This window comes from Exiguobacterium sp. FSL W8-0210 (assembly GCF_038006045.1).
Classification (GTDB): domain Bacteria; phylum Bacillota; class Bacilli; order Exiguobacteriales; family Exiguobacteriaceae; genus Exiguobacterium_A.
Window position 1 is genome coordinate 2,371,695 of sequence record NZ_JBBOUK010000001.1, and the last position, 11,781, is coordinate 2,383,475.

The 11,781-nt window shown below is 48.3% G+C and carries 16 protein-coding genes; 5 read left to right on the plus strand and 11 right to left on the minus strand.

From position 1 onward, the window contains the following. The first annotated feature begins 82 nt into the window (after nucleotides 1-82). Nucleotides 83-649 (plus strand): ECF transporter S component, encoded by a 567-nt coding sequence (locus MKY22_RS12375; RefSeq protein ID WP_029342415.1) that lies wholly within the window; start codon nucleotides 83-85, stop codon nucleotides 647-649. 76 nt (nucleotides 650-725) lie between these two features. Here MKY22_RS12375 and MKY22_RS12380 read toward each other — a convergent pair whose 3' ends face one another. Continuing rightward, complete coding sequence (locus MKY22_RS12380; protein WP_023469141.1) at nucleotides 726-959, minus strand: YuzB family protein; 234 nt, start codon at nucleotides 957-959, stop codon at nucleotides 726-728. A gap of 92 nt (nucleotides 960-1,051) precedes the next feature. Between MKY22_RS12380 and MKY22_RS12385 the strand changes: the two genes are divergently transcribed. Beyond that, nucleotides 1,052-2,104 carry an NAD(P)/FAD-dependent oxidoreductase gene (locus MKY22_RS12385; RefSeq protein WP_341088974.1) on the plus strand — a complete coding sequence of 351 codons (1,053 nt, stop codon included), beginning with the start codon at nucleotides 1,052-1,054 and terminating at the stop codon, nucleotides 2,102-2,104. A gap of 41 nt (nucleotides 2,105-2,145) precedes the next feature. Here MKY22_RS12385 and MKY22_RS12390 read toward each other — a convergent pair whose 3' ends face one another. Continuing rightward, entirely contained in the window at nucleotides 2,146-2,442 is a 297-nt protein-coding gene (locus MKY22_RS12390; RefSeq protein WP_290779061.1) for a DUF1462 family protein, read from the minus strand. Between the two features lie 109 nt (nucleotides 2,443-2,551). Here MKY22_RS12390 and MKY22_RS12395 point away from each other — a divergent pair, with 109 nt between their 5' ends. Beyond that, nucleotides 2,552-2,779 (plus strand): NifU family protein, encoded by a 228-nt coding sequence (locus MKY22_RS12395; RefSeq protein WP_012371190.1) that lies wholly within the window; start codon nucleotides 2,552-2,554, stop codon nucleotides 2,777-2,779. Nucleotides 2,780-2,821: 42 nt separating this feature from the next. On the opposite strand, the gene MKY22_RS12400 is transcribed toward MKY22_RS12395, so the two are convergent. Continuing rightward, a complete protein-coding gene (locus MKY22_RS12400) occupies nucleotides 2,822-3,586 on the minus strand; it encodes a TIGR01457 family HAD-type hydrolase (RefSeq protein ID WP_023469144.1) in 765 nt (254 codons plus the stop codon). Between the two features lie 6 nt (nucleotides 3,587-3,592). Beyond that, nucleotides 3,593-4,036, minus strand: coding sequence for a DUF86 domain-containing protein (locus tag MKY22_RS12405; RefSeq protein WP_023469145.1), 444 nt, complete (start codon nucleotides 4,034-4,036; stop codon nucleotides 3,593-3,595). Nucleotides 4,037-4,187: 151 nt separating this feature from the next. On the opposite strand from MKY22_RS12405, the gene glpX reads away from it, so the two are divergent. Then, entirely contained in the window at nucleotides 4,188-5,168 is a 981-nt protein-coding gene (glpX, locus tag MKY22_RS12410; protein ID WP_214852626.1) for a class II fructose-bisphosphatase, read from the plus strand. 35 nt (nucleotides 5,169-5,203) lie between these two features. Further along, nucleotides 5,204-5,479, plus strand: a complete 276-nt coding sequence (locus MKY22_RS12415; protein WP_023469147.1) for a DUF3055 domain-containing protein — start codon at nucleotides 5,204-5,206, stop codon at nucleotides 5,477-5,479. A gap of 36 nt (nucleotides 5,480-5,515) precedes the next feature. On the opposite strand, the gene MKY22_RS12420 is transcribed toward MKY22_RS12415, so the two are convergent. The 7 genes from MKY22_RS12420 to sufB all read right to left on the minus strand — a co-directional run bounded on the left by MKY22_RS12420 (nucleotide 5,516) and on the right by sufB (nucleotide 11,764). Next, nucleotides 5,516-5,962, minus strand: coding sequence for a general stress protein (locus MKY22_RS12420; protein ID WP_290779054.1), 447 nt, complete (start codon nucleotides 5,960-5,962; stop codon nucleotides 5,516-5,518). 85 nt (nucleotides 5,963-6,047) lie between these two features. Next, nucleotides 6,048-6,425 (minus strand): YutD family protein, encoded by a 378-nt coding sequence (locus MKY22_RS12425; RefSeq protein WP_056062847.1) that lies wholly within the window; start codon nucleotides 6,423-6,425, stop codon nucleotides 6,048-6,050. 95 nt (nucleotides 6,426-6,520) lie between these two features. Continuing rightward, entirely contained in the window at nucleotides 6,521-7,420 is a 900-nt protein-coding gene (gene lipA / locus MKY22_RS12430; protein ID WP_035406024.1) for a lipoyl synthase, read from the minus strand. A gap of 62 nt (nucleotides 7,421-7,482) precedes the next feature. Next, entirely contained in the window at nucleotides 7,483-8,784 is a 1,302-nt protein-coding gene (locus MKY22_RS12435; RefSeq protein ID WP_290779050.1) for a bifunctional metallophosphatase/5'-nucleotidase, read from the minus strand. A gap of 21 nt (nucleotides 8,785-8,805) precedes the next feature. Then, nucleotides 8,806-9,648: a DUF72 domain-containing protein gene (locus tag MKY22_RS12440; RefSeq protein ID WP_341088975.1), complete on the minus strand. Its 843-nt coding sequence runs from the start codon at nucleotides 9,646-9,648 to the stop codon at nucleotides 8,806-8,808. A gap of 77 nt (nucleotides 9,649-9,725) precedes the next feature. Then, nucleotides 9,726-10,280 (minus strand): dihydrofolate reductase family protein, encoded by a 555-nt coding sequence (locus MKY22_RS12445; protein WP_214852615.1) that lies wholly within the window; start codon nucleotides 10,278-10,280, stop codon nucleotides 9,726-9,728. Between the two features lie 86 nt (nucleotides 10,281-10,366). Beyond that, complete coding sequence (sufB, locus tag MKY22_RS12450; RefSeq protein WP_023469154.1) at nucleotides 10,367-11,764, minus strand: Fe-S cluster assembly protein SufB; 1,398 nt, start codon at nucleotides 11,762-11,764, stop codon at nucleotides 10,367-10,369. Nucleotides 11,765-11,781: the final 17 nt, after the last annotated feature.

Sequence of the window (11,781 nt, forward strand, 5' to 3'; positions counted from 1 at the left end):
TCTCATCAATAGGGGTTTCTTTATGGACGCAGTCATGCCAATACTTCATCGAGAGGAACGAGCAAAAGGAGACAATACTCGTATGAAACGCACACAAAAAATGGTCACTCTGTCAATGTTAGGTTCAATCTCATTTGTTCTTATGCTTATCAATTTTCCACTACCGTTCTTACCGAACTATCTGAAGATTGACTTCAGTGATGTTCCTGCTCTCGTCGCAGCGATCATGTTCTCACCGGTCGCAGGTGTCATCGTCGAAGCATTGAAGAACGTGCTATACTACATCTTCCGCGGAAGTGGTGTTCCGGTCGGAGAATTCGCGAACTTCGCTGCTGGTGTCGCATTCGTGCTTCCTGTCAGCTGGTTCTACCACAAAAAGAAATCAACACAAGGTCTCGCAACTGGTCTCGTCGCTGGTACGATCACGATGGCACTCGGTCTTGCGATCCTCAACTATATCTTGATCCTTCCAGCGTATGCATGGTTCCTCGGTATGGACTACATGGCGGATCCAGCTGTCAAATGGACAGCGATCACAGCCGGTATCTTACCGTTTAACGTCATCAAGGCGTTGTTCATCTCGGCACTCTTCATTCCACTGTTCTTGAAACTACGCCCATGGATGATGCGCCGTCAACAATCTGCCTGATCCGAAAAGCTGCGCCCGCTGACGGACACGAATCCCCTCGTTCAGACGAACGAGGGGATTTTTTGGCTGTCCATGCTCACAGCTCATTCTCTTCGATTTTCAGGTAAATCTTTTCAAGCAACTCTTCCGGCGTCTCGCCTACGACCGTCTCACCATCTACGAGACAAAAATGGTCAAGCGAACAAATCCCGCAATAACCGAGGCAACCGTATTCGACGACGTCAACATTCGGGTCACGTTCAAGTTGCTCCATGACGACCTGTGTACCAGCCGCTAAGTTACTAATACAAAATTCAATAATCGGATTCACTTTTTTTCCTCCTTCAAGCAGGAAACGACCTGCCTCATGTCGTATTATACAAGGTCAGACTGATTTAGGGGAACTAAGGGGGATTTTACGTTATGAAGCAATTGGTCGTACTCGGCGGAGGTTATGGTGGAATGCGGATTTGTGAGCGATTCAAGGACGAGGAAGTTGCCGTCACGCTCGTCGACCGTCTACCGTACCACGCACTCAAAACGGAATACTACGCACTCGCAGCAGGTACATTATCAGATCGGGATGTCCGGATTGAATTTCCGGAGGGGAAACATCTTACCTATAAATATGGACATGTCATCAAAATCTCACCAGAGACGAATACGGTCCATCTGCAGGACGGATCAGAATTATTCTATGATGACTTAATCATCGCCCTCGGTTGCGAGGATAAATACCACAACATTCCGGGTGCTCAAGAATTTACATACAGCATCCAGACACTAGAAGAATCACGGAAGACACAACAAGCGATTTATGGTCTGTCACCGGAATCCGTTGTCTCGATCGTCGGTGCTGGTCTATCTGGTGTCGAACTCGCCAGTGAACTGCATGAGAGCCGGAAGGATTTAACGATTCGTCTGTTCGACCGCGGTCCATCCGTCTTGTCGTTCTTATCCGATAAAGTCTCGTCTTACGTTCAGGAATGGTTCGAGGAACATGACGTTGAAGTCATCAACAACTCGAATGTCACGCTCGTCACAGCGGACGATGTGCGAAACGGCGACGATACGTATCCATCCGACTTAACGATTTGGACAGCTGGTACGCAGCCGGTTAAAGTTGTACGCGATCTCGGCTTTGCTGCGGACAGTGGCGGTCGGATCAAATTGACGGAACATCATCACGTACCGGAATACGATAACGTCTTCGTCATCGGTGATTGTGCAAGTCTACCGTATGCACCAAGTGGTCAACTCGCAGAACATCAGGCAGAACAAGTCGTCGATGTCTTACAAGCCAAGTGGCAAGGAAAGAAATTACCGAAGCTGCCAGAAATTAAACTGCGCGGGATACTCGGTTCACTCGGAAAATCAGATGGTTTCGGAATCGTCATGGGCAAACAAGCACTGACGGGGAAAGTCCCACGTCTCTTGAAGTCCGGTGTCTTATGGAAACACAAAAAGATTAAATGAGCAAAAGAGGTGTCCCAAGCTTTGGGATACCTCTTTTTCGTTCATCCCGTCTGATTCAGCTTCGCATCGATTGCCGCTGTGATCGTCTTGAGTTTGACGTACCCCTCATCAATCATCTCATCATCGAGCACGATCAGTGGATAAAAATAAACATCCTCTTTCAGCGCTTCCGTCCATTGATCTGATGTTGCTGTCTCGAAATCAACATAGCGAAGCGTCATCGCTTGCTCATATTTCCGCCCGAGGACGGCTTGTAGCCAACTGAATGTCTCTTCCGAGCTAGGTGCCCCGACACAACTCGGACAGGTGACCGCTGTTCCGTAAACCGTGATTTCCATCTTGAAGTCCCCCTTTTCAATTCACTCCTCTTTAGTATACAAGTTTTCCAGATTGAGAACATTTTTCAACCCTGTTACAATGAAACTATACGAAAGGATGTGTTTACGCATGGAAATGTTTGATCAAGTGAATGAAGTTCTTGAAAAATTGCGTCCGTTCCTTCTTCGTGATGGAGGAGACGTTGAACTCGTAGATGTAGAAGACGGAATCGTAAAACTCCGTTTGATGGGAGCTTGTGGTAGCTGCCCAAGTTCAACAATCACATTGAAGGCCGGTATCGAACGTGCCCTTCTTGAAGAAGTCGCTGGCGTCGTCGAAGTCGAACAAGTCTTCTAATACATGAAATCCCGAACGAATTCTCGTTCGGGATTTTTTGATTCATAGAATCCATTCAGCTAACGTATCGACCATGTATGTCGGTTGACGATCCTGCCCTTGAATGAAGACTGGTGTATGGACGCCAGAATTGACGTGCATCGTCCGGATACCTCCATTGATCCCGAAAAGAATGTCCGTATGGTAGTTGTCTCCGACCATGATGACGTCTTCTTTTGACAGACCAATCATTTCTGTCGCGATATCGACCATGACTGGTTCTGGTTTACCGATGAAGAACGGTTCCTTCTCCGTCGTCACGCGCAGGACGGACGTCAAGGCACCATTACCTGGCAGAAAACCACGTTCGGTCGGAATCGCGATATCACCGTTCGTTGAAATAAACCGGGCACCGGCGCGAATCGCAAGTGCACCAACAGCGAGTTTTTCGTACGTGATTTGACGATCGAGTCCAATAACGACGTAATCTGCCGCTTCGGTTGCGACGACGTCTAACCCTTCTCGTTCAAGCGCGTCGATCAGTCCTGTTTCTCCGATCGCATAGACGCGCGCTTTTGGTGACAGGTCAGCAATATAACGACCAGTCGCCATCGCACTCGTCAAAACGTGTTTCGCATCGGAATGAACACCCATCCCGCGTAGTTTCTCCGCCACAGCTTCTGCCGTCATCGATGCGTTATTCGTCACGAACAAATACGGAATGCCTTCTGCTTGCAGACGATTGACGAAATCGACCGCTTCTTTTACCGGTTCCGTTCCGTTATACATCGTTCCATCTAAATCAAATAAATAGCCTTTTGCCTTCATCCTGACTCACTCCTCGTTTGGTAAAAATGCAGACACCGGTCCGAGTTCTGTTTCGATATACCGGCGAATCGCTTCCGGGAAACGACGTAGTTCTGCTTCCTCTGTCTCAAGTACCGCCCGAATCTCCGCCATACTCGACTGTGTGAATGACCGGACGATCAACGTACGTAACGCAACGAGCTTCTTCAGACTCGTCGCGAGCGGTCCATCGATGACCTTCTCATCTTCTAAAATGAGAATGATATCTTCATAACTTCCCGGATCCCGCATGATGAATCCATCAATCATACTGTTTCCGATATCGATGACACTTTCGATGACTAAAAAACCGATCCGTTCCATAGCCAGTGCCGTCGTCACCGGATCCCCCGTAACTTCCTTACTTTGTCGAAGTGCCGTCTCATAACAGACGACCGTCTCTTCGATTTTTTGACGATTGACGAAATACATCTTCATTCCCCCTCACATCCTCCATTTTATCGTTATCCGGCAATCCTGAAAAGCAGAAAGGTCATTTGCATCACATTCCCAAATGTGTTATCCTCAATTTAGATTTTTGCTGAAAATAGTATGTCACATTGGTGACGTGGAGGTTATATACATGGAACGGGAACTCGCACTGGAAATCGTACGCGCTACGGAAGCAGCAGCACTAGCTTCTGCTCAATGGATTGGTCGCGGTAAGAAAAATGAAGCGGATGACGCAGCAACGACTGCGATGCGCGAAGTCTTGAACACGGTCAACATGAACGGAACGGTCGTCATCGGTGAAGGCGAGCTCGACGAAGCACCGATGCTCTTCATCGGCGAACGTGTCGGAACAGCGAACGGTCCAATCGTTGATATCGCCGTGGATCCGCTCGAAGGAACGAACATCGTTGCCAAAGGTCTCGGTAATGCGATGGTCGTCATCGCCGTCGCCGATCAAGGCGCCCTGCTCCACGCACCCGATATGTATATGGATAAATTAACAGTCGGACCGAACTTGAAAGGGCACGTCTCACTCGACGACCCGCTTGAAGTCATCATCGAAAAAGCAGCTCAATACAACAATAAACGGATCGAGGACGTCACGGTCATCATGCAGGATCGCCCGCGTCACGATCACTTCCGCGAATCAGCCATGCGGATGGGCGCACGCGTCCGTCTGTTTGAAGACGGTGATGTCTCAGCTGGAATCGCACCACTTTCTCCTGCGACAGGAATCGATATCTTCATCGGAACAGGCGGTGCGCCTGAAGGTGTCATCACGGCTGCTGCCGTCAAAGCGATGGGTGGCGATATGCAGGCACGTTTACATCCGATGAATGAAGAAGAAACAGCTCGCGTCATCCGGATGGGACTTGAAGATCCACTTCAACTCTTAACGCTCGACGACCTGATCAAAAGCGACGACTGCATCTTCGCAGCAACAGGCGTCACGACAGGCGAAATGCTCGATGGCGTGAAGTTCTTGACGGATGATATCGTTGAAACGACATCTCTCGTCATGCGTTCGAAAACACGGACAATCCGAAAAGTGATCGCCGAGCATAGCTTATCGCGTAAACCATACTTGCAAAAAGTCCCCCAAACCCTTTAATCTGAAACAGACGTTAGGGAAATGAGGGAAGCTGAATGATGGAAGAACGTGATTTTTTATACGATGATGTCGAACAAACGAAGACACGCTTCGTCAGTTGGATTGGGGAAGCAAGTCGCTTTGATCTCGCCATCACGCATTCGGAACATTTTTACGGTAAGATTCTCGTCTTGAATCTCTTATCGAATCGGTATGCAATCATCGGCGCTGATGATTTCGATGAACCCGGCTACATCGCAACGGCGTTTGACGTCGAAGACGATGCGGCAACGGAACTCGAAATGTATCTTCGCGCTTATATCGGTCTATGAAAAAAGCCTTCGTCGCGGGACGAAGGCTTTTTTGTCTTATAAGAGACGATCGTTTCGTTCATTTAGTGTGTTCGGTCCGCTGAAGACATTCGTATTATCTGACTCGTCATGAGCGCGGCGCTCTGAATGCTGATCCGCTTCATCACCGACAAGTAACACGAACTGACCACTTTCGACTGCATGATTCGCACGATCGACGTCTTCCTTCGTCAAGCCATTTCCGTGGATGGCATCTCCATGAGAGACCGATTCATCTTTTTTGAAGATACTCTTGATTTCCTGCCATAGATTACGATGATCTTCCTGCGACAGACGCGTGGATGTCTGTTGGTTGTTTAGATCCGCCAATTCCTCGATTTGTTCGAGATCGTATTTGTCGTGCGCTAAGACTTTTAAATCAGTCGAGACGACACCCGCAACACGGAGATCGTGCACGGCACTGACGACTTCTGGTACGGATGAGTAAATTCCAACGATTCGCATGGATAGTTCCCCCTATAGGTACGTGATACTTATAGTAATAGCCGAATTTCTTCCACTAGAAACGCTTTTCTGTATGACAGTTTGATTACTCGCCTTCCGTCTTGTCTGGTGCAGGTGCGAACTTCCGTTTCAACTTCAACGTATTGGATGAAGAACCGTCGAAGCGAGGTGGTGCTTCTTCTCCTTCTACCAATCCGACCTTCTTGACGATGAAATAGGCACATCCGAAGTTACAGTATTCGTAGAGATAATCCGCCACATGCGAAATCTTCGTATCGAATGTCGCTTTCTCGTGTTGATCCTCATAGAAGCCACGTAGTCGTAATTGACCGTGCCCCCAGTCGCCCACGATATAATCATATTTCTCAAGGACATCGCTGAAACGACCGATGAAGGCTTCTTCATTAAAGCCTTCCCGTTTCTCTTCGACGACTTCATAACGTTCCCGATTGACTTGTATCATTATTCCCACCTCCTGCTGTTCTTATCATAGCATATTCCATTTCTCCTGACAGACGAAAAACCGTCCGAGTCAGCTGCTCGAACGGTCGTTGATCGTTAGTCGATCGGAAGTGCTGTTTTATTCTTTTTCGCTGCGTTGACTTGCTCATCTGCATGATACGATGAACGAACGAGTGGACCAGCTTCACAGTGTGAGAAGCCTTTACCAAGCGCAATCTGTTTCAGTTCAGCGAATTCTTGCGGTGTATAGTACTTTATGACGTCGAGGTGCTTTTTCGTCGGTTGGAGATACTGACCGATCGTCATGATGTCGACGTTGTTTGCGCGAAGATCATCCATCGTTTCGAGAATCTCTTCCCATGTCTCACCAAGACCAAGCATCAAGCTCGACTTCGTTGGAATTTCAGGTGCGAGCTCCTTCGAACGACGAAGGAATTCAAGCGTCCGGTCGTATGTGGCTTTTGCACGAACAGTTGGTGTCAGACGGCGAACCGTCTCGATGTTATGGTTCATGATGTCTGGTTGTGCGTCAATCAATGTTTTCAGAGCTTCGAAATTCCCACCCATGTCTGAAGGTAAGACTTCGATTGATGTCTCCGGGTTCATCCGACGAACTTCACGAACCGTCTCAGCGTAAACGCCTGCTCCGAAATCATTCAGATCATCACGAGCGACCGCTGTGATGACCGCGTGCTTCAGGTTCATCAAACGAACGGATTCCGCGACACGTTTTGGTTCTTCGAGATCGAGTTCGTTCGGACGTCCTGTCGTCACGGCGCAAAAACGGCACGCACGTGTACAGATACTTCCGAGAATCATGAACGTCGCCGTCCGGCGTACCGCCCAACACTCGTGGATATTCGGACACTTTGCTTCCTCACAGACAGTATGTAGCTTTTTCTCGCGCATCATACTTTTTAATTCTGTGTAGGTTTCATTCGTATTCAGCTTGATTTTCAACCATTCCGGTTTACGTTGGATTTCTCCGCGTCCCATGGTTTCGCTTCCCCCTTCATCCCCAAAAAGTCAATTAATATCTGCTTTAGTATAACAAACAATCAGGGTTTGCGAACAGGCAATTCATTATATTCCGACTTCTCCGATAAGCGTTCAAACAATAAATCCCGTAACAATTCCGGCATGAAGTATTCTTTTGGCATTTCTTTGATCGCTGGGAAGAGTGGACCGAACGTGAACATATCCGGCAAGACGACCGTATAGTTTCGCGTTGGCTCAAGCGGTTGATGTTCCGCCAAACCAGCATAATGCATCCGCCCCATCAACTTACCACGGAAACCGAGACCACGAACCTTTAGTTGTTCGAACTGATCTGTTTTGACTTCGTCGAGGAAAGTTTGGACTTCCACACCGGTCATCGTCACCTTACAGGGATTGATCGGGTGCGGGCAGAGTCGATGTAAATCAAAGGCAGAGACAGGACCTGGTGGAAGTGACCCAAGCAGAATGCCTGCCGGGACACAAGCGATATCCGCATCACACCAGTCGCGCATCGTCTCGACAAGCAATTGTGAGAATGGCGACTCGCTGAACCAGTCATTGGCTAGACCCGATGTCTCGCCAATCGGCTCCTTCATCTGTTGTTCCGCAAGATACTGTTCCCGGTCGAGCAATTTTGCCGTCGCTTCATCCTCGGCGTAATCGTGCAAGGAGTGAAGGACCGCATCCTTCTCACCCGTATCCGTATTCATGTAGATCTCACCTGCATATTGTCCATGTTTTCCCGCTTGGGTGATCAAGACACCGTTCTTGACGACACCGTCATCAAGGACATGGTGCGTATGCGCACCGATGATCAAATCAAGTTCCGGAAAACGCATTGCGAGTTCTTCGTCTTGATAGAAACCGAGATGACTTAAACAAATCAAGACGTCGACTTCTTGACGCAACCGCTCGATTTCACGCGCTGCGACGTCAAACGGTTCTTCGATCGTCCAACCGAGTAAACCGTATAGTTCAACATACGGTGCCGTCAGACCAAAGACGCCGACTTTGCCGGTCGGTAATTCGTGAATAACCCCTTGTTTGGCAAACGGTGCTTCTAAATTCGAGACGAGGACCGGAAAGTCCGCTTCCGTGTAGAGATTCGCTAACCAGTCATGTGGAAACGTGATGCCTTCATTGTTCCCGATCGTCACGGCGGTTGGCATCAACGCATTCAGTAGATGCGTATTGATCTTTCCTTTTGTTGCTTCCGTCGCTGGATCCACACGGTCCGCATGATCGCCGAGATCAAAAACGAGCGAATCGTACGTCCGGTGTTCCTTGACGAAGGACATGTAGCGAGGCCACATATCGAAGTGTGAGTGCAAATCATTATAGTGAATGATGTGTAACTTCATGCAGAAGCCCCCCTTGATGATTTAGAACAAAGAGATTTGTCGCGGCGCGAGTTCATAGTCGAGATCGAGAATCTCGATTAATCGTTTCGCATTCGGGGCAGCATCTCCTGCTGAGTTGTTATTGAAGAAAACATAGACATCTTTTGCTTCCGCTGCAACGTCGCGGACGTGACTTGCGAGTTCTTGTAGCTCGTCTTCCGAATACCGATAGAGACAGCGGACTTTTCGCCAATCTTCGCTGCTTTGACCGGGTTTCTTTAACCAACCGGCCTTGTTTCGTCCATGTAATCGAATGAATGCCGTCTCCTGCGTCACGACCGGTACGAACGGCACCGAACCATCTTCGGTCTGCGGTTCATCGCAAATCGTATGGATGAACTGATGTTCCTTCAAAAAACGGAGCGTCCGCTCACGATAAGCTTCCGAATACCACGATGGATTTCGGAATTCGATCGCGACTGGCAGTCCAGCAAGCGATTTTCGGATCGTTTGCAAGTATTCCAAATGCAATTTACTGACATCGAACCATGGTGGAAGTTGGACAAGGATTGCCGCAATTTTTCCACTCTTACGCATCGGTTCGATCGACGCGATATATTGTTCAAAAATTGGTCCGAGCGGATTTTTATTTTCCCGGTCGTGCCCACTCATCGCGCGGTGGACCTTAACGATGAAGCGGAACCCGTCCGGTGTCTCAGATGTCCATTTTTCGTAGTTTCGTTCCGGTTGAATCGCATAGAATGTCGAGTCGACCTCAACTGCTGGAAAATGCCCAGCATAGGCAGCTAGTTTTTCTTTTCGATCTTGCGGGGTCAAGTAGAGACTATCATGATCTCCCCAGCCCGTGACACCGATATATATCATGCTCTCTTCCCCCTCGCGTGTTCTATTCTGCCTATTCATCATAGCATAGCAGAATCCGGGATTTCTTCTTCAATGCTTCAATTTAAACGTTCATATTCAAGTATGATACATCCTGATTCGAAGCGTTGTGTTTTGATCATTTTTAAGTGTTGCGGTTGATCAAATACTGGAAACATTCGTTTTCCACCTCCGAGGAGAACCGGGTAAATCACGACATGATAACAGTCGACGAGTCCAAGCTCAATCGCTTCAGCAGCAAGCGTTGCCCCACCGATCGCAATCTGTTTGCCAGGTAAGGCTTTTAGTGCTTGAAGTTCCTCGGCAAGCGACGTGGTCGCTAGACGCGCTTTTCCTTCGACAGCGTCGAGCGTTCGCGAGAATACGATCTTCTCAAGCGCCTGCCACGTTTTCGCATACTCAACGATGATCGGCTCGTCTTCTTGATCCGCTGTCTCCCAGTACTGCATCATTTCATACAAACGACGTCCATAGACATGGGTATCGAACGCTCTCTCATAATCATTAAAGTATTGATGCAGTTCCGCATCCGGTGAAGCGAAATCGATGCTGCCTGACGCATCCTCGATATAACCGTCAAGTGAGACTTGAAAGGAATAAACGATGTCACGCATAGTAACCCCTCCTTTTTCCCTCCTATACCCGTTTTCCTCCAACCATGAAAAAACTCCCTCATCCGCAGATGAGAGAGTAAGACGAATTATCCGATTGAACCTTCCATCTCGAACTTGATGAGACGGTTCATTTCGACCGCATATTCCATTGGAAGTTCTTTTGTGAACGGCTCGATGAAGCCCATGACGATCATTTCCGTTGCTTCCTCTTGTGAGATCCCGCGGCTCATGAGGTAGAACAATTGCTCTTCCGAGACCTTCGAGACTTTCGCTTCGTGCTCGAGCGAAATGTTATCGTTGAGGATTTCGTTGTACGGAATCGTATCCGACGTCGATTGGTTATCCATGATGAGCGTATCACATTCGATGTTCGAACGTGCACCTGTCGCTTTACGTCCGAAGTGAACGATACCGCGGTACGTGACTTTACCACCGTGTTTTGAGATCGACTTCGAGACGATCGTCGACGATGTGTTCGGTGCCAAGTGAATCATTTTCGCACCCGCATCTTGGTGTTGACCTTTACCTGCGATTGCGATTGACAATGTCATACCACGTGAACCTTCACCTTTGAGGATGACGGCTGGGTATTTCATCGTCAGTTTCGAACCGATGTTACCATCGACCCATTCCATCGTTGCGCCAGCTTCACAGATCGCACGCTTCGTAACGAGGTTGTAGACGTTGTTCGCCCAGTTTTGGATCGTTGTATAACGGCAGTAAGCGTTTTTGTTGATGAAGATCTCAACGACCGCTGAGTGAAGCGAGTTCGTCGTGTAGACCGGTGCTGTACATCCTTCGACGTAATGAACCGATGCTTCGTCATCAACGATGATCAACGTCCGCTCGAATTGACCCATGTTTTCCGAGTTGATCCGGAAGTAGGCTTGAAGCGGCGTGTCGACTTTAACGCCTTTTGGTACGTAGATGAACGATCCACCTGACCAGACCGCTGTGTTCAAGGCTGCGAACTTGTTGTCTGTTGGCGGGATTAATTTTCCGAAGTACTCACGGAAGATATCTTCGTTTTCTTTTAAGGCTGTATCTGTATCTTTGAAGACGACACCGATTTCTTCGAGGTCTTCCTTCATGTTGTGGTAGACAACTTCTGACTCGTACTGAGCCGAAACACCTGCCAAGTATTTTTGCTCTGCTTCTGGGATACCGAGCTTATCAAACGTACGTTTGATTTCTTCTGGTACTTCATCCCACGATTTCTCTGCACGTTCAGACGGCTTGACGTAGTACGTGATATCGTCGAAGTTCAATTCTGAGAGATCGCCACCCCACGCTGGCATTGCTTGTTCGTTGAAGATCTTGAGTGATTTCAAACGGAAATCAAGCATCCATTGTGGTTCTTCCTTCATTTTCGAGATCGTTTCGACGACTTCAGTCGTCAAGCCACGTCCAGAACGGAAGATCGAGATATCGCGATCGTGGAAACCATATTTATAATCGCCAATTTCCGGCATGTTCTTTGCCATGTTCATTTCCTCCTCTT

Coding starts and splice junctions, on each gene's coding strand:
- MKY22_RS12375 (WP_029342415.1), top strand. CDS start 83: ATGAAACGCACACAAAAAATGGTCACTCTGTCAATGTTAGGTTCAATC.
- MKY22_RS12385 (WP_341088974.1), top strand. CDS start 1,052: ATGAAGCAATTGGTCGTACTCGGCGGAGGTTATGGTGGAATGCGGATT.
- MKY22_RS12390 (WP_290779061.1), bottom strand. CDS start 2,442: ATGGAAATCACGGTTTACGGAACAGCGGTCACCTGTCCGAGTTGTGTC.
- MKY22_RS12395 (WP_012371190.1), top strand. CDS start 2,552: ATGGAAATGTTTGATCAAGTGAATGAAGTTCTTGAAAAATTGCGTCCG.
- MKY22_RS12400 (WP_023469144.1), bottom strand. CDS start 3,586: ATGAAGGCAAAAGGCTATTTATTTGATTTAGATGGAACGATGTATAAC.
- MKY22_RS12405 (WP_023469145.1), bottom strand. CDS start 4,036: ATGTATTTCGTCAATCGTCAAAAAATCGAAGAGACGGTCGTCTGTTAT.
- glpX (WP_214852626.1), top strand. CDS start 4,188: ATGGAACGGGAACTCGCACTGGAAATCGTACGCGCTACGGAAGCAGCA.
- MKY22_RS12415 (WP_023469147.1), top strand. CDS start 5,204: ATGATGGAAGAACGTGATTTTTTATACGATGATGTCGAACAAACGAAG.
- MKY22_RS12420 (WP_290779054.1), bottom strand. CDS start 5,962: ATGCGAATCGTTGGAATTTACTCATCCGTACCAGAAGTCGTCAGTGCC.
- MKY22_RS12425 (WP_056062847.1), bottom strand. CDS start 6,425: ATGATACAAGTCAATCGGGAACGTTATGAAGTCGTCGAAGAGAAACGG.
- lipA (WP_035406024.1), bottom strand. CDS start 7,420: ATGGGACGCGGAGAAATCCAACGTAAACCGGAATGGTTGAAAATCAAG.
- MKY22_RS12435 (WP_290779050.1), bottom strand. CDS start 8,784: ATGAAGTTACACATCATTCACTATAATGATTTGCACTCACACTTCGAT.
- MKY22_RS12440 (WP_341088975.1), bottom strand. CDS start 9,648: ATGATATATATCGGTGTCACGGGCTGGGGAGATCATGATAGTCTCTAC.
- MKY22_RS12445 (WP_214852615.1), bottom strand. CDS start 10,280: ATGCGTGACATCGTTTATTCCTTTCAAGTCTCACTTGACGGTTATATC.
- sufB (WP_023469154.1), bottom strand. CDS start 11,764: ATGGCAAAGAACATGCCGGAAATTGGCGATTATAAATATGGTTTCCAC.